Origin of the sequence: Pseudomonas sp. R2-37-08W, from assembly GCF_003851705.1 — a bacterium.
Classification (GTDB): domain Bacteria; phylum Pseudomonadota; class Gammaproteobacteria; order Pseudomonadales; family Pseudomonadaceae; genus Aquipseudomonas.
Window position 1 is genome coordinate 5,339,844 of record NZ_CP027728.1, and the last position, 21,957, is coordinate 5,361,800.

The 21,957-nt window shown below is 61.5% G+C and carries 19 protein-coding genes; 8 read left to right on the top strand and 11 right to left on the bottom strand.

The window, feature by feature from the left end:
• Positions 1-52 precede the first annotated feature (52 nt).
• Entirely contained in the window at positions 53-1,153 is a 1,101-nt protein-coding gene (gene gbcB / locus C4J93_RS24725; RefSeq protein ID WP_124364713.1) for a glycine-betaine demethylase subunit GbcB, read from the bottom strand.
• Between the two features lie 284 nt (positions 1,154-1,437).
• Here gbcB and gbcA point away from each other — a divergent pair, with 284 nt between their 5' ends.
• On the top strand, positions 1,438-2,733 hold the full coding sequence (gene gbcA, locus C4J93_RS24730) for a glycine-betaine demethylase subunit GbcA (protein ID WP_124368614.1): 1,296 nt from the start codon (positions 1,438-1,440) through the stop codon (positions 2,731-2,733).
• Positions 2,734-3,420: 687 nt separating this feature from the next.
• Here the strand turns inward: gbcA and C4J93_RS24735 are convergent.
• The 6 genes from C4J93_RS24735 to C4J93_RS24760 form a co-directional block, all read right to left on the bottom strand.
• Positions 3,421-4,191: an electron transfer flavoprotein subunit beta gene (locus tag C4J93_RS24735; RefSeq protein WP_124430662.1), complete on the bottom strand. Its 771-nt coding sequence runs from the start codon at positions 4,189-4,191 to the stop codon at positions 3,421-3,423.
• A 10-nt stretch (positions 4,192-4,201) separates the two neighbouring features.
• Complete coding sequence (locus C4J93_RS24740) at positions 4,202-5,422, bottom strand: electron transfer flavoprotein subunit alpha/FixB family protein (protein ID WP_124430663.1); 1,221 nt, start codon at positions 5,420-5,422, stop codon at positions 4,202-4,204.
• Entirely contained in the window at positions 5,422-7,365 is a 1,944-nt protein-coding gene (gene dgcB / locus C4J93_RS24745; protein ID WP_124430664.1) for a dimethylglycine demethylation protein DgcB, read from the bottom strand. The genes C4J93_RS24740 and dgcB overlap by 1 nt, the downstream gene beginning before the upstream one ends.
• Positions 7,366-7,537: 172 nt before the next feature.
• On the bottom strand, positions 7,538-9,598 hold the full coding sequence (gene dgcA / locus C4J93_RS24750) for a dimethylglycine demethylation protein DgcA (RefSeq protein WP_124364718.1): 2,061 nt from the start codon (positions 9,596-9,598) through the stop codon (positions 7,538-7,540).
• A gap of 15 nt (positions 9,599-9,613) precedes the next feature.
• Complete coding sequence (locus tag C4J93_RS24755; protein WP_005792152.1) at positions 9,614-10,144, bottom strand: DUF5943 domain-containing protein; 531 nt, start codon at positions 10,142-10,144, stop codon at positions 9,614-9,616.
• A gap of 52 nt (positions 10,145-10,196) precedes the next feature.
• A complete protein-coding gene (locus C4J93_RS24760) occupies positions 10,197-11,174 on the bottom strand; it encodes a dipeptidase (RefSeq protein ID WP_017531059.1) in 978 nt (325 codons plus the stop codon).
• A gap of 218 nt (positions 11,175-11,392) precedes the next feature.
• On the opposite strand from C4J93_RS24760, the gene C4J93_RS24765 reads away from it, so the two are divergent.
• Together C4J93_RS24765 and C4J93_RS24770 are read left to right on the top strand one after the other, a co-directional pair.
• Complete coding sequence (locus C4J93_RS24765) at positions 11,393-11,794, top strand: lysozyme inhibitor LprI family protein (RefSeq protein ID WP_124364720.1); 402 nt, start codon at positions 11,393-11,395, stop codon at positions 11,792-11,794.
• Positions 11,795-11,834: 40 nt separating this feature from the next.
• Entirely contained in the window at positions 11,835-12,251 is a 417-nt protein-coding gene (locus tag C4J93_RS24770; protein WP_124430665.1) for a DUF3010 family protein, read from the top strand.
• Between the two features lie 119 nt (positions 12,252-12,370).
• On the opposite strand, the gene C4J93_RS24775 is transcribed toward C4J93_RS24770, so the two are convergent.
• Complete coding sequence (locus tag C4J93_RS24775; RefSeq protein ID WP_164485303.1) at positions 12,371-13,315, bottom strand: GlxA family transcriptional regulator; 945 nt, start codon at positions 13,313-13,315, stop codon at positions 12,371-12,373.
• A gap of 193 nt (positions 13,316-13,508) precedes the next feature.
• Between C4J93_RS24775 and C4J93_RS24780 the strand changes: the two genes are divergently transcribed.
• From C4J93_RS24780 to C4J93_RS24800, 5 genes are all read left to right on the top strand, one after another.
• Positions 13,509-14,453, top strand: coding sequence for a choline ABC transporter substrate-binding protein (locus C4J93_RS24780; protein ID WP_124405496.1), 945 nt, complete (start codon positions 13,509-13,511; stop codon positions 14,451-14,453).
• 72 nt (positions 14,454-14,525) lie between these two features.
• Positions 14,526-15,413 carry a 3-keto-5-aminohexanoate cleavage protein gene (locus C4J93_RS24785; protein WP_124430667.1) on the top strand — a complete coding sequence of 296 codons (888 nt, stop codon included), beginning with the start codon at positions 14,526-14,528 and terminating at the stop codon, positions 15,411-15,413.
• Positions 15,414-15,556: 143 nt separating this feature from the next.
• The gene (locus tag C4J93_RS24790) at positions 15,557-16,522 is read left to right on the top strand and encodes an L-carnitine dehydrogenase (RefSeq protein ID WP_124430668.1); all 966 of its coding nucleotides are present in this window, start codon (positions 15,557-15,559) and stop codon (positions 16,520-16,522) included.
• A gap of 27 nt (positions 16,523-16,549) precedes the next feature.
• Positions 16,550-17,041, top strand: a complete 492-nt coding sequence (locus tag C4J93_RS24795) for a thioesterase family protein (RefSeq protein ID WP_124430669.1) — start codon at positions 16,550-16,552, stop codon at positions 17,039-17,041.
• A 224-nt stretch (positions 17,042-17,265) separates the two neighbouring features.
• Positions 17,266-17,529 carry a hypothetical protein gene (locus tag C4J93_RS24800; protein WP_124430670.1) on the top strand — a complete coding sequence of 88 codons (264 nt, stop codon included), beginning with the start codon at positions 17,266-17,268 and terminating at the stop codon, positions 17,527-17,529.
• Positions 17,530-17,617: 88 nt separating this feature from the next.
• On the opposite strand, the gene C4J93_RS24805 is transcribed toward C4J93_RS24800, so the two are convergent.
• The 3 genes from C4J93_RS24805 to C4J93_RS24815 form a co-directional block, all read right to left on the bottom strand.
• Entirely contained in the window at positions 17,618-18,721 is a 1,104-nt protein-coding gene (locus C4J93_RS24805) for a GlxA family transcriptional regulator (RefSeq protein WP_124364728.1), read from the bottom strand.
• Between the two features lie 500 nt (positions 18,722-19,221).
• Entirely contained in the window at positions 19,222-20,289 is a 1,068-nt protein-coding gene (hemE, locus tag C4J93_RS24810) for a uroporphyrinogen decarboxylase (RefSeq protein ID WP_124368627.1), read from the bottom strand.
• A 242-nt stretch (positions 20,290-20,531) separates the two neighbouring features.
• Positions 20,532-21,950 (bottom strand): FAD-dependent oxidoreductase, encoded by a 1,419-nt coding sequence (locus C4J93_RS24815; protein WP_003171228.1) that lies wholly within the window; start codon positions 21,948-21,950, stop codon positions 20,532-20,534.
• Positions 21,951-21,957: the final 7 nt, after the last annotated feature.

The window sequence follows — 21,957 nt, forward strand, 5'->3', positions numbered from 1 at the left end:
CGCTCTGCGTGGGAACGCCTCCCCTGGACGCTCCGCGTCACCAGCGCTCGGGTCAGAACTCGATGCGCACATCGCCCTTCGGCACACTGCAGCATGACAGGATGTAACCCTCGGCTTCGTCCTCTTCGGTAATCCCGCCGTTGTGCTCCATCTCCACCTCGCCGCCCAGCTTCATCACCTTGCATGTGCCGCAGATACCCATGCCGCACGCTTTCGGGATCAACAGGCCAAGCTTGGCCGCCGCCGCATGCACGGTTTCGCCCGGCGCCACGCGGATGCTCTTGCCGGACGCAATGAATTCCACCTGATGCAGGTCCGCCAGGTCGACTTCAGGGGCATCAGCGGCTTGTTCGGCCTGCTCCACCGCGTCGGCCCGCGCTTCCGGCGGCGTCGCGCCGAAGGATTCTTCGTGATAGCGCGTCATGTCGAAACCGGCGGCTTCCAGCAGGCGTTTTACCGCGCTCATATACGGCGTAGGGCCGCAACAGAACACTTCGCGCTCGAGGAAGTCCGGCACCATCAGTTCGAGCATCTTGTGGTTCAGATAGCCGCGGTACCCGGCCCAGGGTTCTCCAAGCCCGTGCTTCTCACAGATCAGGTGCAGGCTGAAGTTATCGATCCGCGACGCCATGTGTTCCAGTTCGCGGTGGTAGATGATGTCTTTCGGCGAGCGGGCGCTGTGCACGAAGACCATGTCGACATTGGCGTTGGTGTCGTAAAACCAGCGCGCCATGGACATCACCGGGGTGATACCGACGCCGCCGCTCAGGTACAACACTTTCGGATTGGTGTAGTCGATCGCGTTGAACAGCCCCACCGGCCCGTGCACCGCCAGCTCCTGGCCTTCATGCAGCGTGTCGTGCAGCCAGTTGGAAACCTTGCCGCCCGGTACGCGCTTGATGGTCACCGAAAAGCTGTAGGGCACCGAGGGCGAACTGGAAATGGTGTAGGAGCGCATGATCGGCTGGCCTTCGATTTCCAGCTCCAGGGTGACGAACTGCCCGGGCTTGAAAAAGAACAGGATCGGTTGATCGGCCATAAAGCAGAAGGTGCGCACGTCCCAGGTTTCCTGGATGACTTTAACGCAACGGACGATGTGCCGACCATTGGCCCAGGTCTGGGTGGTTACCGGATTCAGGAAGCTGTTGGACATACTGTTCTCCACCGCCGAGGCTCGGCCTTATGGTGGCGATTCTGCGTAACGCGAGAATCCGCCATTTACCTATCTGCGACATTCACATACTTACCGCGACCAGCCCCCAACGACAGGGGGTTGCGCGTCGGGATCAGATTGGGCCATGTCGCCCATGGATAAGGTTCGACGCAACGCCGGGCCCACACTCGCTCCCAACGAAAGACACTTTCTTTACGCCTTGCACAGCACCAACCGTAGCCACTATTCGCCGGCCACACAGAATGGCCATGAGGACATACACGATGGACGTCACCGCAACCTTAAGCTTGGGCGATCCGCTGGAACCCGCACGCAAGGCCACCGCGCAGATGCTGCAAGAGCGCGAGCGCACCTTTTCGCTGCCACAGCCGTTTTACTCTGATGAGCGGCTGTTCGATATCGACATGCAGGAGATCTTCCAGAAAGAGTGGTTGATCGCCGGCATGACCTGCGAAATCCCCACCAAGGGCAACTACCTGACCCTGCAAGTGGGCAAGAACCCGATCATCGTGATCCGTGGCGCCGACGGTGTGGTGCACGCCTTCCACAACGTGTGCCGCCACCGTGGCTCGCGCTTGTGCACCAGCGAAAAGGGCAAGGTCGCCAAGCTCGTTTGCCACTACCACCAGTGGACCTACGAGCTGGACGGTCGCTTGTTATTCGCCGGCACCGAGATGGGCGCTGACTTCGACATGAAGCAGTACGGCCTCAAACCGGTGAACGTGAAGACCGCCGGCGGCTACATTTTCATCAGCCTGGCCGAAAACCCACCGGCCATCGATGACTTCCTGTCGACCCTGAACCATTACATGGAACCGTACGACATGGAGAACACCAAGGTGGCGATCCAGACCACCTTGTTTGAAAAAGCCAACTGGAAGCTGGTGCTGGAAAACAACCGCGAGTGCTACCACTGCAACGCGTCGCACCCGGAACTGCTGAAAACCTTGCTGGAATGGGACGACGTCACCGACCCGCGCGCCGACCAGGCGTTCAAGGACCACGTGGCTGCTTCCGCCGCCGCCTGGGATGCCGAGAAGATTCCTTATGCCCACGCCAGTTTTGGCCTGCGCAACCGTATCGTGCGCATGCCACTGCTCAAGGGCACCGTGTCGATGACCCTGGACGGCAAGCAGGGCTGCGCAAAACTGATGGGCCGGATCAAGAACCCCGACCTGGGCTCGATGCGCATCCTGCACCTGCCCCACTCGTGGAACCACTGCATGGGCGATCACATCATCGTGTTCACCGTGTGGCCGATCAGTGCCCAGGAAACCATGGTCACCACCAAGTGGATCGTGCACAAGGACGCGGTGGAAGGCGTGGACTACGACGTGGAGCGCATGCGCCAAGTGTGGGACGCCACCAACGACCAGGACCGTCGCCTGGCCGAAGAGAACCAGCGCGGGATCAACTCCACCGCGTACCAGCCAGGCCCGTACTCCAAGACCTATGAGTTCGGCGTGGTGAACTTTGTCGATTGGTACAGCGAACGCATGCTGAATAACCTCGGTGCCGCGCCCGCGCCCTACCTCAAAGGCGTTGCCGCCCACGAATAACCGACACGCCGTGGATCAAAATGTGGGAGGGGGCTTGCTCCCGATAGCGGAGTATCAGCCAATGCATGTGCAAGCTGATCCATCCCTATCGGGAGCAAGCCCCCTCCCACACTTGTACCAGGTGCTGAACAATATTTGATCAACTCTCGCGCGGACCGCTAAAAGCCTGCCCTCCAGCCTTCGCCCAACAACTTATCCACAAAGACACCCACAGCAATTGTGGGCAACTGTCTTTTTCTCTGGAAATAAATCAAGAAAATCCGTGACTTATTCAAAGCACGGAATTTTATCCTGTATCGATCATTTTTTGATCTAAAGTCTGTAAGCCACGGTACTCAAGGGCTACAGAGGAACGCGAACACCTTATCCACAGAAGCACCAACAGACTTTGGGGGCAACTTTGCTCACGCTGTGGAAAACCGCGTCAAACCTGCATATATCGGGGGGTTCAGCACTTTCAGGACTGTAAAAACAACCTTTGATCAGATTTTGAGCAGATTGAGGATAGCCTTTGTTTATAAGGCCTGTAACCGACAGCGAACATCTTATCCACAGGCGGATCAACAGCGATTGTGGGTAAACCGCAGGTCCAATGTGGGAGGGGGCTTGCCCCCGATAGCGGTGGGTCAGTTACAGCTATATCAACTGACACTCCGCCATCGGGAGCAAGCCCCCTCCCACAGGGGTTCAGCGTACGACACCTTCTTCTATCAACAGCTTGAGGATCGCTTCAGCGCCCGCCTCCGGGCTGAGGCCCTTGAGCACCTGCCCACCGCCCCCGCTGGCCTTGGCCGTCGCTGCCTTCATCCGGTCGGCGCCACTCTTGGCCTTGATCACCTTGAGGCGCTTGGGTCGCGGCTTGGCCGGCTGCAGCAGCGCGTCTGTGAATAACTCGTCCTGTTCGATCTCGACTTCGTGGGCGGCAAGCTCGCCACGTTGCGCCGGGCCGTACGCACTCTGCCGAGGCTTGGGCGCGGCGTTATCCACAGTGGCGAGAAAAGGCAGGCGTACCTTCAAGCGCCGCCGCTGGCCACGGGGCAAGGCTTGCAGCACGTGGGCCACGCCGCTTTCGATGGACTCCACCTGGGCCAGGCCGACAATCAGCGGCCAACCCAGTTGTTCGGCCAGCAGAAACGGCAGCATGCCCGACCCCTCGCCGGTTTCCGCCTGGCTGCCGGTGAGCACCACCTGGGCACCGGCGTCGCGTAGATAGTCACTCAGCACCGGCAACGCATCGGCGCCCGCCGGCTGTTCCAGTACATGCAGTTGCGGCAGGCCCATGCCCAGGTAGCTGCGCAAGGTCGGCTCGCTGATGTCGCCGGCGTGCAGCACCTGCAACTTATCCCCAGCCATCTGCAAACCTAGCTCGACGGCACGCGCATCTTGTTCGGCACGGCGCGGGCGCCCGGAAGTGGGGTGGGCGCCGACGGATACCAGGCTGATTACATTGGTTGTCATGGTCATATCCCTAGGCTGCATCGCGCTTGGCGCCGTTGCGGTGGGCCTCGACCGCAGCGATCAAGGCTTGCAGGATCGCGGCGCTTTCGCCGATCACCGACAGGTCGGCACGCTTGATCATGTCGCAACCCGGGTCGAGGTTGATCGCCACAACCTTGTCGCAGGCACCGATGCCTTGCAGGTGCTGGATCGCCCCGGAAATGCCCACGGCCACGTACACCCGTGCCGTGACCCAGGTGCCGCTGGCGCCCACCTGGCGATCACGCGCCATATAGCCATCGTCCACCGCCACCCGCGACGCGCCCTCGGTGGCGCCCAGGGCTGCGGCGGTCTGGTGGAACAGCGCCCAGTCCTTCACGCCGTTGCCGCCAGAAAAAATGAATTCCGCTTCGGCCATGGGAATCGCCGCCGGGTCCACCGCCACTGCGCCGAAGTCTTCGATACGTGGCAGGCTGCGCGCCAGGGTTGTGGATAACTCCACGGGCAAGACTTCATGGCGCGTCTCGCTGATCGGATCGGCACATTCGGCGGCCGCAAGGATCAGGCGAGGCAACGGCCGGGCCAGATCTTCCTGGCCCGCACCGGCGCGGCCGATGCACGCCTGGCCTTTGATCTGCCACACCCGCGTGGCCGGGCGCTCCTTGAGGCTGGCAGCGAAGCGTCGGCCCAATTCACCGCCACCGCTGCGGCTGTCCGGCAGCAACCAATGGCGTGGGTTGAACTGGTTATCCACAGCCCGCAGGCCCTGGACGCGCTGCTCCGGTGAATAACCGTCGAACTCGTGACCGTCCAGCACCAGCAGGCGGTCTACACCCGCTGTAGCAAACGCGCTCTCCTTGTGTTCACCAAACACCACCGCCAGTACCGCGCCGTCACTGCCGGCCAGTTGCCGGGCCAGGCCGAGCAAATCACGGTCGTGACTGCTCAAGCGGCCACCGACCATATCCGGCACCACGTTGATGTAGAACGCCGGCATCGGCACCTGGTGCAGCGGCAACAGCACCTCGACCGCCGCCGTACGCTTGGCTGCACCGCCCTGCTGGGCGCCACTGCGGTCGATACGCTTGATCCCGTTGGGACCGATAAAACCAACACCATGCACGTTCTTGCGGATCACACCGTTGGGCCCCATCCAGCTCTGTTGCACGGGCTGCATCGCCGCGTGCAAAGGATGAAGACGGTTACGGGCGATCCATTCGGCACGGGGATCGCGGCGGATAATGTCGCTCATCAATGCACCTCCGCAGGTTCACGCTTGTTGGGCGCCTTGGCCGGTGCCGCATCTTCAAGCAAGGCGTCGGCCACCAATTCGGCAATGTCTTTGATCAACGGGCGCGGCTCGACCACACCTTCAAGCATCGCCGTGCACTGCGGGCAACCCACAGCTACCAGTTCGGCGCCGGTCTCGCGGATGTCGTCCATGCGCATGTCGGGGATGCGTTGCTTGCCGGGGATGTCGGTGATCGGCGCGCCGCCACCGCCGCCGCAGCAGCGTGAACGAAAGCCCGAGCGCTGCATCTCCTTGACCTCGATGCCCAGGGCCCGCAGCACCTGGCGCGGCGCTTCGTACTCGCCGTTGTAGCGGCCCAGATAGCAAGGGTCGTGATAGGTCACGCTGGTGCCTTTGTGCTGGCCCAGGTTCAGCGCGCCCTCGCCGATCAGCTCGGCCATGAAGGTGCTGTGGTGCTGCACCAGATAGTTGCCGTTGAAGGCGCCGTACTCGTTTTTCAGCACATGAAAACTGTGCGGATCGCAGGTGACGATGCGTTTAAAGCTGTACTTGGCCAGGGTCTGGATATTGCGCGAAGCCAGCAACTGAAAGGTCGCTTCATCGCCCAGGCGCCGCGCCACGTCGCCGCTGTCGCGTTCTTCCAGGCCAAGCACAGCGAAGTCGACCCTGGCTGCCTTGAGCACTTTGACGAACGCGCGCAGGGTGCGTTGGTTGCGCATGTCGAAGGCACCGTCGCCGACCCAGAACAGCACCTCGCAGCTGCCTTTCTCGCTGAGCAGCGGCAGGTTCAAATCCGCCGCCCAGTTCAGCCGGCCGCCGGGTGCGAAGCCGCCGGGGTTGTCGGTGGCGATCAGGTTTTCCAGGACTTCGGCGCCTTTGTTCGGCGTAGCGCCCTTTTCCAGGGTGAGGTAGCGGCGCATGTCGACGATGGCGTCCACGTGCTCGATCATCATCGGGCACTCTTCCACACAGGCGCGGCAGGTGGTGCATGACCACAGGGTTTCGGCGTCCACCAGGCCGTTGACGATCGGCTGGTGCGGGTTACCGCCGTGCTCGCCGATGGGTTTGCCTGGATACGGACTGCCGGCGAACTTGGCATCGGTGCCGCCAGCCAGGCCGACCACCATGTCCTGGATGAGTTTTTTCGGGTTCAGCGGCTGGCCGGCGGCAAACGCTGGGCAGGCGGCTTCGCACTTGCCGCACTGCACGCAGGCGTCGAAACCGAGCAGTTGGTTCCAGGTGAAGTCCTTGGGTTTTTCCACGCCCAACGGCGCGGTCTTGTCACTGAGGTCCAGCGGTTTCAAACCGGTGGAACGGCCACCGCCGAAGCGCTCGGCGCGGCGGTGCCAGGCCAGGTGCAAGGCACCGGCGAAGGCGTGCTTCATCGGGCCGCCCCAGGTCATGCCGAAGAACATTTCAGACACGCCCCACAACACGCCCACGCTCAACAACGCAGCCAGCAGCCAGCCGCCGAAGTCGGCGGGCAAGATGCCGGCCACCGGCAGGGTCACCAGGAAAAAGCTGACCGAGAACGCCATCAGGCTTTTCGGCAAGCGCATCCACGGGCCCTTCGACAGGCGCGCGGGCGGGTTGCGCCGACGCAGGTACATGAAGATGGCGCCGACAAACATCAAGGTCGAGGCCAAAAGCAGCGCGTAGCCGAGGATGCGGTTGTGCAGGCCGAAACCGTGCACAAGGATCGCCAGCAGCGCCGACAGCACAAAGCCCAGCGCGGTGGCGACGTGGGTGTTGGCAATGTATTTGTCGCGGGCGACCACGTGGTGCAGGTCGACCATGTAGCGCTTGGGCATGGCCAACAGGCCACCGAGCAGGTCAACCTTGGAGGCGCGGCCACGGCGCCACATGTTCACACGGCGCAGAGCGCCGAGGACGGCAAGGCCCAGGGCGGCAAACAAAAGAATAGGCAGCAAGGTGTTCAACATGGTGAAGCTCCCACAGACCACACAGGTCTACTGTGAAACTGGCCTTGAAATGTGGGAGGGGGCTTGCTCCCGATGGCGGAGTGTCAGTCGATATAGCTGTAGCTGACCCACCGCTATCGGGAGCAAGCCCCCTCCCACATTTGGACCGAGTCCACTTTGGTTCGGTGTCGGCTTAGAAATCCTTGCACAAGCGCAGGGCGTCATAGATCGCGGCATGGGTATTGCGCTGGGCCACACAGTCACCGATGCGGAACAACAAGTACCCTTCACCCGGTTCGCTCAGGCACGGCTGCGGCTTGATCGCGAACAGGGCTTCGACGTCTATCTGGCCCTTGTTGCGCGAACCTTCCTTGAGCCCGTAATAAATCGCCTCGTCCGGGCGCACGCCGTTCTCCACCACCACCTGGTCGACCACCCGCTCTTCCTTGGCCCCGGTGTATTCGTTCTCCAGCACCGCCACCAGCTTGTCGCCTTCGCGGTAGACCTTTTCCAGCATCATGTCGCCGGTCATGATCACTTCCTTGGGGTACATGCTGCGGTAGTAGGTCGGGAACGACGTACCGCCGATGGCCACGCCCGGCTTGATATCGTCAGTGACGATCTCGACCTGGCAGCCTTTGTCCGCAAGGAAATCCGCCACCGACATGCCGGTGAATTCGCAGATGGTGTCGTACACCAGCACGTTCTTGCCCGGTGCGACTTTGCCGTCGAGCACGTCCCAACTGCTCACCACCAGGCCTTCGGCAGCGCCCCAGTGTTCGTTCTGTTCAATGAACGGATGCCCACCGACGGCCAGCACCACCACGTCCGGGCGCAGGTCGAGGATAGTTTCGGCATCAGCCGCCACACCCAGGCGCAGATCGACTTTCAAGCGTGCCAGCTCCAACTGGAACCAGCGGGTGATACCGGCAATCTGGTCGCGTTGCGGGGCTTTCGATGCGGTGGTGATCTGCCCGCCGATAAATTCTTTCTTTTCGAACAGGGTCACCTCGTGGCCGCGTTCGGCGGCGACGCGTGCAGCCTCCATACCGGCCGGCCCCGCACCCACCACGACCACTTTGCGTTTGGGCCCGGTGGACTTCTCGATAATGTGCGGCACGCCCATGTATTCACGGGAGGTCGCGGCGTTCTGGATGCACAGCACATCCAGGCCCTGGTACTGGCGATCGATGCAATAGTTGGCGCCGACGCACTGTTTGATCTGGTCGATCTGGCCCATCTTGATCTTGGCGATCAGGTGCGGGTCGGCAATATGGGCGCGGGTCATGCCGACCATGTCCACGTAGCCGCCTTCCAGAATGCGCGTGGCCTGGTTCGGGTCCTTGATGTTCTGCGCGTGCAGCACCGGGACTTTCACCACTTCCTTGATACCGGCCGCCAGGTGCAGGAACGGCTCCGGCGGGTAACTCATGTTCGGGATCACGTTGGCCAGGGTGTTGTGCGTATCGCACCCCGAGCCCACCACGCCGATGAAGTCGAGCATGCCGGTGTCGTCGTAATACTTGGCGATCTGCTTCATGTCCTCGTGGGACAGGCCGTCCGGGTGAAACTCGTCGCCGCACAGGCGCATGCCCACACAGAAATCGTCACCGACTTCGGCACGCACGGCCTTCAACACTTCCAGGCCGAACTTCATGCGCCCTTCGAAGGTACCGCCCCATTCGTCGGTGCGCTTGTTGACCCGCGGGCTCCAGAACTGGTCGATCATGTGCTGGTGCACGGCGGACAGTTCCACCCCGTCCAGGCCACCGGCCTTGGCGCGCTTGGCGGCGCTGGCATAGTTGCCGATCACGCGCCAGATTTCTTCCGGCTCGATGGTCTTGCAGGTGGCACGGTGCACCGGCTCACGCACGCCGGACGGCGACATCAGGGTCGGCCAGTTGAAGCCGTCCCAACGCGAGCGACGGCCCATGTGGGTAATCTGGATCATGATCTTGGCGCCATGCTTGTGCATGGCGTCGGCCAGGTTCTGGAAGTGCGGGATGATGCGGTCGGTGGACAGGTTCACCGAACTCCACCATTCCTGGGGGCTGTCGATGGCCACCACCGAGGAGCCGCCGCAGATCGCCAGGCCGATACCGCCCTTGGCCTTCTCTTCGTAGTACTTCACATAGCGATCGGTGGTCATGCCGCCGTCGGTGGCATACACCTCGGCGTGGGCGGTACTGAGCACGCGATTGCGGATGGTCAGTTTGCCGATCTGGATCGGTTGGAACATTGCTTCGAAAGCCATGGCACGGTCCTCGGCTTACAACGGCTTGACGGTGAACAGGCCGTCATCGTGGCCCTCTTCGGAGCCTCCGTAGACTTGTTCAGCCACAGTGCGGATCTTGCTGCCACGCGCTTCAAGGATCTGGTCCATCGCGCCGGCAAACCAGCCGGTGAACATGTAGTCCACTTTGCGCCCGACCTTGCCGTACACGTAGACGAAGGCCGAATGTTCCAACTTGACGCTGGCGGTGCCTTTATCCAGGTCGATGTCCTGGATCTTGAACAGGCCCCAGCCGCGTTGCGACAGGCGCTTCATGTAGTGCTCGAACACCGCGACGCCTTCCAGGCCGTGGCACTCGGCTTCTTTTTCACACCAGTGCCAGGCGGACTTGTAGCCGGCCTTGTAGAGGATCTCGGCGTAGGCGTCGGCACCCAGCACTTCTTCGATGCCCATGTGGTTGTTGACGAAGAAATGGCGCGGCACGTACAGCATCGGCAGGGCGTCGGAGGTCCAGACACCGGTTTCGCTGTCGACTTCGATTGGCAATTGCGGGGCGATCTTGGCCATGGAAACTTAACTCCAGAAAAATTCGTAGTGGTGTTGCCGGTGGGTGTCTGGCTTATTCGCCCCAGACGTCTTTCAAGACATTGACCCAGTTCTCGCCCATGATCTTGCGCACCACGCGTTCAGGATGGCCGCGCTTGAGCAGGGTCTCGGTGAGGTTGGGAAACTCGCCCACGGTGCGGATGCCCAGCGGGTTGATGATCTTGCCGAAGCTGGTCAGGCGGCGGGCGTAGCCTTTGTCATGGGTCAGCATTTCAAAGAAATCCTGGCCATGGCCCTGGGTGAAGTCGGTGCCGATGCCGATGGCGTCTTCACCGACGATGTTCATGGTGTATTCGATGGCTTCGGCGTAATCGTCGATGGTCGAATCGATGCCCTTGGCCAGGAACGGCGCGAACATGGTCACGCCGACAAACCCGCCGTGGTCGGCGATGAACTTGAGTTCTTCATCGGATTTGTTGCGCGGGTGCTCCTTGAGGCCCGAGGGCAGGCAGTGGGAATAGCACACCGGCTTTTTCGATTCGAGGATGACTTCTTCGCTGGTCTTGGAACCGACGTGGGACAGGTCGCACATGATGCCGACACGGTTCATCTCGCCGACGATCTCACGCCCGAAACCCGACAGGCCGCCGTCGCGCTCGTAGCAGCCGGTGCCCACCAGGTTCTGGGTGTTGTAGCACATCTGCACAACACCGACGCCGAGCTGTTTGAAGATCTCGACATAGCCGAGTTGGTCTTCAAACGCGTGGGCATTCTGGAAGCCGAAGATGATGCCGGTCTTGCCCTGCTCCTTGGCGCGACGGATATCGGCGGTGGTTTTCACCGGGATCACCAGGTCGCTGTTTTCACGGATCAGGGTCTGGCTGGCGACGATGTTATTGATCGTGGCCTGGAAGCCTTCCCACACCGACACCGTGCAGTTGGCAGCCGTCAGGCCACCTTTGCGCATGTCTTCGAACAGGTCGCGGTTCCACTTGGCAATAATCAGACCGTCGATAACGATGCTGTCGGCGTGCAACTCGGCTGGGCTCATCAGGCGTCCCCTTATTGGCGATTCATGCGCCGAATCGTCTGCCGGCGCTTTGGGGCCAGCATATGCCCAGGGGCCGACGGAGCCGGGTGCAAAAACGACAGGGGAATTGCCGAAAGCGTCAATCCGCGACAAAGCCTGTGTAGACATGCCTGACTGGCGGCTGTTCTTTGTCTTACGCTTGAGCCAGAATTCCGCATCACCTGATATGAGACGGCGCAATGAAATCGATTTTCCTGGCTTTGGCACTCATCGCAACCGGCGTCCACGCCGCCGAAGACACCGACAGCACGCCGTGCGACGGCATCGAGAACGACCAGCAAACCCTGGAATGCGCCACCTACAACAAAACCACCGCCGAGCAATTGTTGAAAGACAACTATCAGGGCCTGCTGGAGCGCATGGGTTCCACCTACGGCAGCGACAAGACCAAGCTCGCCGACATTACCGCTCGTCTGAAGGATGCCCAGCAGAAGTGGGAAAAACTACGCGATGCCGATTGCGCGGTGGACACCTTCCCGGCGGCGACCGGGACCAAGGCGTATGCGATTGCGCTGAATGATTGCCTGGCGCGGATGAGTGACGAGCGGTCGGAGTTTTTGGAGTCGATTGGGCAGGAATAAGCGACAATCCTGCGACTTTCCTTCTGAACCAGGGCTTTTCATGACTCTCTGCGGTATCGAAATCAAAGGCAGCGAAGCCATCATCGCCGTCGCTTCCCTGGACAACCAGGCGCTGACCCACGTCGCCCTGGCCACCAAGAAAATCGCCCTTGAAGACGACGACGAAGCCGCCAACGTCAAAGCCTTCGCCGCCCAGGTGAAAGCGTTCGTGCAGGCAAATGCCATCACCCGTATCGCGATCAAGAAGCGCAGCAAGAAAGGCGAATTCGCCGGTGGCCCGACCACGTTCAAGATTGAAGGGGTGTTTCAGTTGCTGGAGGGGGTTGAAGTGACGCTGTTGTCGCCGCAGACCATCAATGCGCAGAACAAGAAGCACACCTTTGAACTGCCGGCGACGCTGAACAAGTATCAGCACGAGGCCTACAAAACAGCGTGTTCGGCCCTGCTGAAAAAATAAGCCACACCAAAAATCTACTGTGGGAGGGGGCAAGCCCCCTCCCACATTTGGCCGCTTTTATACCTAATTATGGAAACGACTATAAATTATAGCCGCCACTATAATTGACTAAAAAACGATCAAACCACCTCCCGTCGCCGATCCTCCCTCGGACATTTCGCAAACCTCGCCCGATAACTGCGAGTGAAATAAGACGGCGACTCAAACCCGCACGCAATACTCACTTCCAGGACGCTCATATCGCTCTGGCGCAGCAGTTGCCGGGCTTTTTCCAGGCGCAGGCCAAGGTAGAAGTTGCTTGGCGTGTCATTCAGGTGCAGGCGAAACAGCCGTTCCAGTTGGCGCCGGGTGACCTTGATCGCGTCGGCCAGGGCCAGGGTGCTCAGGGGCGGCTCGGTGTGTTGCTCCATCTCGCCGATCACCTGCACCAGTTTTTTGTTGTTGATGCCGTAGCGCGTGGCGATCTGCATGCGCTGGTGGTCTTTGCGCGGGCGGATGCGGCCCAGCACGAACTGTTCGGACACCTGAATCGCCAGGTCCGGGCCGTGGGCCTGGGCGATCAGGTCGAGCATCAGGTCGATGGACGCGGTGCCGCCGGCACAGGTGATGCGGCGGCGGTCGATCTCGAACAGTTCCTGGGTCACGCTCAGGTGCGGATACGATTCCTTGAACGCATCGATGGCTTCCCAGTGCAGGGTCAGCCGGTGGCCGTCGAGCAGGCCGGCTTCGGCCAGCACGCAGGCGCCGGTGTCGATGGCGCCGAGGGTCACGCCGTCGTGGTCGAGGCGGCGCAGCCAGTGATCCAGCGTCGGCGTGGCAAACTGCAGCGGTTCGAAGCCGGCCACCACCAACAGCGTCGCACCCTTTTTCAGCGGTTCCAACGCGGCGTCGGCATTGACCGACATGCCATTGCTCGCCAGTACCGCACCGCCATCGGCGCTCAAGACATGCCAGCGGTACAGCTCGCCACGGAAGCGATTCGCCACCCGCAACGGTTCCAGCGCGGAAATAAACCCAATCGCCGAGAACCCCGGCATCAGCAAAAAATAAAAATCCTGGGACATGATGGCGCTCTCGTAGGACGACCAGCGTGGCACTGTGATACTCCCGTTCAGGGGCGGATTCAAGCGCGCAGGTCGCTGCAGTGCAAGAGCCGGTCGCCGCTGTGCGTTTCGGCGCTGCTCAAGGTACGTAACTTGGCTGCACGGCGCGCAAAGACGCCGGACCCCACAATAACGACCTGCCGAGGGATTCACCATGAACCGACTGATCAGCCGCAGCGTGCTTGCACTCAGCGTCAGCGCTATTTTGAGCACCCCCGTCATGGCAGCGGATGCCGCTTCCTGCCAGAACGTGCGCCTGGGCGTGGTGAACTGGACCGACGTGATCGCCACCAGCGCCATGACCCAAGTGCTGCTCGACGGTCTCGGCTACAAGACCAAACAAACCAGCGCGTCCCAGCAGATCATCTTTGCCGGCATTCGCGACCAGCGCCTGGATCTGTTCCTGGGCTACTGGAACCCGTTGATGACCCAGACCATCACGCCGTTCGTCGACGCCAAGCAAGTCAAAGTGCTCGACAAACCGAGCCTGGAAGACGCCCGCGCCACCCTCGCCGTGCCGACTTACCTGGCGGACAAGGGCCTGAAAACCTTTGCCGACATCGCCCGCTTCGAAAAAGAGTTGGGCGGCAAGATCTACGGCATCGAGCCGGGTTCGGGCGCCAATACCCAGATCAAGGCCATGATCGCCAAGAACCAGTTCGGCCTGGGCAAGTTCCAACTGGTCGAATCCAGCGAAGCCGCGATGCTCTCTGCGGTCGACCGCGCGGTACGACGCAAGGAGCCCGTGGTGTTCTTCGGCTGGGCGCCGCACCCGATGAACGTCAACGTGGCGATGACTTACCTCACCGGCAGCGACGACGCCCTGGGCCCGAATGAAGGCAGGGCAACCGTGTGGACCGTCACCTCGCCAACCTATGCCGAGCAGTGCCCCAACGTACACAAGCTGTTGACCAACCTGACCTTCACCGCCGCCGATGAGAGCCGGATGATGCAGCCCTTGCTGGATCACAAGGACCCCATCGAGTCGGCCAAGCAGTGGCTCAAGGATCACCCGCAAGACCAGGCGCGCTGGCTGGAAGGTGTGACTACCTTCGATGGCAAGCCGGCGGCGGCCAACCTCCAACTGACCGTCAAATAACCTTTTCCAGACACCGCTTCGCAGCCCCGACCGGCTGCGAACGGCACCCCCACGCCTGTAAGGAACCGCCTCATGAACCACGACGTCATCATCACCTGCGCACTCACCGGTGCTGGCGACACGACCGCCAGAAGCCCGCACGTGCCGGTCACCCCCAAACAGATCGCGGCCGCCGCCGTGGAAGCCGCCAAGGCCGGCGCGACCGTGGTGCACTGCCATGTGCGTGACCCGCACACCGGCAAGTTCAGCCGCGACGTGGCGCTGTACCGCGAAGTGATGGAGCGTATCCGCGAGGCCGACATCGACATCATCGTCAATCTCACTGCCGGCATGGGCGGCGACCTGGAGATCGGCAGTGGCGAGCACCCCATGGAGTTCGGTCCCAACACCGACCTGGTCGGCCCACTGACACGCCTGGCCCATGTCGAAGAATTGCTGCCGGAAATCTGCACCCTCGATTGCGGCACCCTGAACTTCGGCGATGGCGACACCATTTACGTGTCCACTCCGGCGCAATTGCGCGCCGGCGCCAAGCGTATCCAGGCGTTGGGGGTTAAAGCCGAGCTGGAGATTTTCGACACCGGCCACCTGTGGTTCGCCAAGCAGATGATCAAGGAAGGCCTGCTCGACAACCCGCTGTTTCAACTGTGCCTGGGCATCCCGTGGGGCGCGCCGGCCGACACCACCACGATGAAAGCCATGGTCGACAACTTGCCTGCCGACGCTGTGTGGGCCGGCTTCGGGATTGGCCGCATGCAGATGCCGATGGCGGCGCAGGCGGTGCTGCTGGGCGGCAACGTGCGGGTCGGCCTGGAAGACAACCTGTGGCTGGACAAAGGCGTGCTTGCCACCAATGGGCAGTTGGTGGAGCGCGCCAGTGAAATCCTCAGCCGCCTGGGGGCGCGGGTCATGACCCCGGCGGAGGGCCGCATCAAGATGGGCCTGACCAAACGCGGCTAGCCCTGCCAAAACCGAATCAAAAATGTGGGAGGGGGCTTGCTCCCGATAGCGGTGGATCAGCCTAAAGATGCATGACTGAAACACCGTCATCGGGAGCAAGCCCCCTCCCACAAGGGATCACCGAACGCTTTAGGAATGTGCCAATGAGCTTTATCACCGAAATCAAAACCTTCGCCGCCCTCGGCAGCGGTGTTATCGGCAGCGGCTGGGTGTCCCGCGCCCTCGCCCACGGCCTGGACGTCGTGGCCTGGGACCCGGCACCCGGCGCCGAAGCGGCCCTGCGCAAACGTGTCGCCAACGCCTGGGGCGCCCTGGAGCAACAGGGCTTGGCGCCTGGTGCATCCCAGGCGCGCCTGCGCTTTGTCGCAACCATTGAGGAATGCGTAAGGGACGCCGACTTCATCCAGGAAAGCGCCCCGGAACGCCTGGAGCTGAAACTGGAGTTGCACAGCAAGATCAGCGCCGCAGCCAAGCCGAATGCATTGATCGGCTCGAGCACGTCCGGGCTATTGCCAAGTGAATTTTATGAGGGTTCGACCCACCCGGAGCGTTGCGTGGTTGGCCACCCGTTCAACCCGGTTTACCTGCTGCCGTTGGTGGAAGTGGTCGGCGGCAAGCACACCGCGCCGGAGGCGATCCAGGCCGCGATCAAGGTCTATGAAGCCCTCGGCATGCGCCCACTGCACGTGCGCAAGGAAGTGCCGGGGTTTATTGCTGATCGCCTGCTGGAAGCGCTGTGGCGCGAGGCGCTGCACTTGGTCAACGATGGCGTGGCGACCACCGGCGAAATCGACGACGCGATTCGCTTTGGCGCCGGGCTGCGCTGGTCGTTCATGGGCACCTTCCTCACCTACACCCTGGCCGGTGGCGATGCGGGCATGCGCCACTTCATGGCGCAGTTCGGCCCGGCGTTGCAGTTGCCGTGGACCTATTTGCCGGCGCCGGAACTCACCGACAAGTTGATCGACGATGTGGTCGATGGCACCCGCGACCAATTAGGCAAACACAGCATTGCGGCGCTGGAGCGCTATCGTGATGATTGCCTGCTGGCGGTATTGGAGGCAGTCAAAGTGACTAAAGCCAAACACGGCATGAGCTTCGCCGAATAACCCACATTCTTGACCGAGTCTGGATCCATGCCCGCATTGAAAACCTACACCACTCAAATCCTGCCTGAATGGGTCGACTACAACGGCCACCTGCGCGATGCGTTCTACCTGCTGATCTTCAGCTACGCCACCGACGCACTGATGGACATGCTGGGCCTGGACAGTGACAACCGCGAAGCCAGCGGCCACTCGCTGTTCACCCTCGAGTTGCATCTGAACTACCTGCACGAAGTGAAGCTGGGTGCCAAGGTGGAGGTGCGCACCCAACTGATCGCCCACGACGCCAAGCGTCTGCATCTCTATCACAGTCTGCACCCGGTGGACGATGACAAGGAACTGGCCGGCAACGAACAGATGCTGCTGCATGTCGACCTGGCAGGGCCGCATGCCACGCCGTTCACCGAGGCCGCGCTGGAAAGGCTGACGGCTATCAGCGCCGCACAGGCCGAGCTACCAATGCCCGCCCTGCTTGGCCGTGTCATTGGCTTGCCGGCAAAAAAAGCCCCGAGCCAGCCGTGACTGGATCGGGGCAGAGTGCCTTGTGTGAGCCGTGCATCCAGAGGGTGACCAAACCATCAAGCTGCGTGCCTGGGACCAGTGTGCCGGTAAGTGCACCTGGCGCATGGCCCGAAAACGACACCCTCATAGCCATCTGAGGCATTCACGCATTCTGCCCTTGCCGACCGCCTGGGCGGCTACCAGAATCGAAGTCGAACCCCGCTCCCCTCACCAGGATAAACGTCATGATGCATGCGGATTTGATTGACCAGGATGACCTGCTGGGCCAACTGCGCTCGTTGGGTTTCGAAGTGTCCAGCGGTGCCACTGCCGAGCAGGCTTGCGAGTGCGCGGTACGCGGTTTGAGCGAGGCACGGGCCAAGGCGCTCAAGGGCATGGTTGAGCAGATGTACGGCGGCAGCGCGACGATTCTGCCGGCGGTGCGTCAGGCGATCGATAAGCAGTTGTTGCCGGCCTTGGTGCAGTTCAGGCAAAGCTCTGGCGCCTGACAGAGTGCTATCGGGGGCAAGCCCCCTCCCACAGGGGAATGCATTCCAAATGTGGGAGGGGGCTTGCCCTCGATGCAGTCAACCCGGTCTAGAGCCTTACACTGGCGAAAGTTGACTCATTCCTGGCCTGGCTCAACGCCGACATCGGCCCCGACAACGGTGACAACACCAGCGCCTGCGGAATCGGCAGCATCGCCACCTGCTGGGTGGTGTTGGAGCCTACACGCTCATCGCGCGGCGGAATGCCGAAGTATTCGCGGTAGCACTTGGAGAAGTGCGGGGTGGACACAAACCCGCACACCGACGCCACTTCGATGATCGACATCGGCGTTTGCTTGAGCAACTGCCGCGCACGGATCAGGCGCAACTTGAGGTAGTAGCGCGACGGCGAACAGTGCAGGTATTTCTGGAACAACCGCTCCAGCTGGCGACGCGACACGGCGACATAGACCGCCAGCTCGTCCAGGTCGATGGGCTCTTCCAGGTTGGCTTCCATCAGCGCCACGATTTCCTGCAGCTTCGGCTGGTTGGTGCCGAGCATGTGCTTGAGCGGCACACGCTGGTGATCCTGTTCGTTGCGGATGCGTTCGTACACGAACATCTCGGAGATGGCGGCCGACAGCTCACGGCCGTGGTCGCGGCTGATCAGGTGCAGCATCATGTCCAACGGCGCGGTGCCGCCGGAGCTGGTGAAACGGTTGCGATCGAGGGTGAACAGGCGTGTGCTCATGGCCACGCGGGGAAACGCTTCCTGCATCGACGCCAGGCATTCCCAATGCACGCTGCAATCAAAACCGTCGAGCAGGCCCGCGCAGGCCAGGGCCCAACTGCCGGTGCAGACCGCACCGAGACGACGGGATTGACGCGCCTGGCTTTGCAGCCACGACACGTGTTCGCGGGTGACGGTGCGCTGGATGCCCACGCCACCGCACACGATCACCGTGTCCAGGGCCGGGGCCTTGTGCATGGCGGCATCGGGGGTGATCTGCAGGCCGTCGCTGGCCCATACTTGGTTGCCGTCGACACTCAGGGTGGTCCAGCGATACAACTCGCGGCCGGACAGCTGGTTGGCCATGCGCAGCGGTTCCACGGCCGACGCCAGGGAAATCAGCGTGAAATTGTCCAGCAGCAAAAAGCCGATGGATTGAGGCGCACGGTTCTGGGGTTGGGCCCCTGAGTTGAACGACGTCATCGCAGTATCTCCTCACACAAAGCGGGTGATGGCCTCAGGCGAGGCTCTTGTTATTGCGCTCATCTCCTGAGAGGGAGAGAGGCTTTGAATTGATAGAGCAAATGCCATGCCTGAAATTGAATGGCCATTCAACAAATCCTGAAAACGACCTGTTGATGCGTCTATATAAGCCCGCCGATTAAACGCGGGATATGACGCACGAGGCCGGGGCCCAGAGGGCCGTGAGCAGATCGGTAGCACTTGTGGGAAGGCGCTTTGCGGGCGTAGGAGAAGTCTGTCACCCAACGCACGGGGGACGGGTGGTCGAGGGAGAAATCGTTCGCGAGCTACTTATCTATTTGCGACGCGCTAAAAGGTGGCGCTTTGGGCTCGGGTGTTCACTTTATGAGCAGTACTGGTTGCACTGGCGCTATCGGGGGCAAGCCCCCTCTCACCGTTGAAATGTATTCACAAGTCAAAATGTGGGAGGGGGCAACCCCTTCCCACATTGGTCTTGCGTGTTACTCGTGATATTGCGCCGACAGCTCGTGCACCGCGCGCAGGAACGCACCGGCATGCTCCGGGTTCACTTCCGGGGTGATGCCATGACCCAGGTTGAACACGTGCCCGGTGCCTTTGCCGTAGCTGGCGAGGATGCGCCCGACTTCGGTGCGGATCGCTTCCGGCTTGGCGTACAGCACGGTCGGGTCCATGTTGCCTTGCAGCGCAACCTGGTTGCCGACGCGACGGCGGGCTTCGCCAATGTCGCAGGTCCAGTCCAGGCCCAGGGCATCGGCACCGGCGTCGGCGATGCTTTCCAGCCACAGGCCACCACCCTTGGTGAACAGGATCACCGGCACCTTGCGGCCTTCGTGTTCGCGGATCAGGCCGCTGACGATTTTGCGCATGTAAGCCAGGGAGAATTCCTGGTACGCCGCCGCCGACAGGTTGCCGCCCCAGGTATCGAAAATCTGCACCGCTTGCGCGCCGGCCATGATCTGGCCATTGAGGTAGGACGTGACCGACTGCGCCAGCTTGTCCAGCAGCAGGTGCATGGCGTGCGGGTTGTCGTAGAGCATGGCCTTGGTCTTGCGAAAGTCTTTCGACGAGCCGCCTTCGACCATATAAGTGGCCAGGGTCCATGGGCTGCCGGAGAAACCAATCAGCGGCACGCGGCCGTTGAGTTCGCGGCGGATGGTGCTGACGGCATCCATCACGTAGCCGAGGTCTTTGTGCGGATCAGGGATCGGCAAGGCTTCGATATCAGCCAGGGTACTGACGACTTTCCTGAAACGCGGGCCTTCGCCGGTCTCGAAGTACAGGCCTTGGCCCATGGCGTCCGGGATAGTGAGGATATCGGAGAAGAGGATGGCCGCATCCAGCTGCGGGTAGCGGTCCAGCGGCTGCATCGTGACTTCGCAGGCGAACGTAGGGTTCATGCACAGGCTCATGAAGTCGCCGGCATTGGCGCGACTGGCGCGGTATTCCGGCAGGTAGCGACCGGCTTGACGCATCATCCACACGGGCGTGACGTCTACGGGCTGCTTGAGCAGGGCACGAAGGAAACGGTCGTTCTTGAGGGCAGTCATGTCGGCATCCGCAAAAAAAGTGCGGGCATTTTCTCAGAGCGCGACGCAAAAGGCACGGAATGCGCCGTGCCTTTTGTCTATCGGGTTGATTTGCAGCAATATCTTGAACCTACGCAAATCAAATGTGGGAGGGGGCTTGCCCCCGATAGCGGTGGTTCAGTGGCAGATACTGAGACTGACACACCGCTATCGGGAGCAAGCCCCCTCCCACATTTTGATCCCATTTCAAGCGGGGATCGGGGTCAGACTTGCAGATAGTCCAGGATGCCTTCGGCGGCGTTACGGCCTTCGAAGATCGCGGTTACCACCAGGTCAGAGCCGCGCACCATATCGCCACCGGCGAAAATTTTCGGGTTGCTGGTCTGGTGCTTGTACTGGCCTTGCTCCGGGGCCACAACACGGCCCTGGCTGTCGGTCTGGATCTCGAACTGCTCAAACCACGGCGCCGGGCTTGGGCGGAAACCGAAGGCAATGACCACGGCGTCGGCCGGGATGATTTCTTCGGAACCCGGGATGGGCTCGGGGCTGCGACGGCCACGGGCGTCCGGCTCGCCGAGACGGGTCTCGACCACCTTCACGCCTTCGACGCGGTCTTCACCGACAATCGCGATCGGCTGGCGGTTGTAGAGGAATTTCACGCCTTCTTCCTTGGCGTTCTTCACCTCTTTGCGCGAACCGGGCATGTTGGCTTCGTCACGACGATACGCACAGGTCACCGACTTGGCGCCCTGGCGGATCGAGGTGCGGTTGCAGTCCATCGCGGTGTCGCCACCGCCGAGCACCACGACCTTCTTGCCTTTCATGTCGACGAAATCTTCCGGCGACTTTTCAAAGCCCAGGTTGCGGTTGACGTTGGCGATCAGGAAGTCGAGCGCGTCATACACGCCAGGCAAGTCTTCACCGGCAAAGCCGCCCTTCATGTAGGTGTAGGTGCCCATGCCCATGAATACCGCATCGTATTCGGCGAGCAGTTGCTCCATGGTGATGTCTTTGCCGATCTCGGTGTTCAGGCGGAACTCGATGCCCATGCCGGTGAACACTTCGCGACGGTTGCTCAGTACGGTCTTTTCCAGCTTGAACTCGGGGATGCCGAAGGTCAGCAAGCCGCCGATTTCCGGGTTCTTGTCGAACACCACCGGAGTCACGCCACCACGCACCAGCACGTCGGCACAGCCCAGGCCCGCCGGGCCCGCACCGATGATCGCCACGCGCTTGCCGGTCGGCTTGACCTTGGACATGTCCGGGCGCCAGCCCATGGCGAACGCGGTGTCGGTGATGTACTTCTCCACCGAACCGATGGTCACCGCGCCGAAGCCGTCGTTGAGGGTGCAGGCACCCTCGCACAGACGGTCCTGCGGGCACACCCGGCCGCAGACTTCCGGCAGGGTGTTGGTCTGGTGCGACAGCTCGGCGGCGGCGAGGATGTTGCCCTCGGCCACCAGCTTGAGCCAGTTGGGAATGAAGTTGTGCACCGGGCACTTCCATTCGCAATACGGGTTACCGCACCCCAGACAGCGGTGGGCCTGGTCGGCCGAGTGCTGGGGTTTGAAGGGTTCGTAGATTTCCACGAACTCTTTCTTGCGTTGACGCAACAGTTTCTTCTTCGGATCTTTGCGCCCGACATCGATGAACTGGAAGTCGTTATTCAGACGTTCAGCCATGTTAAAA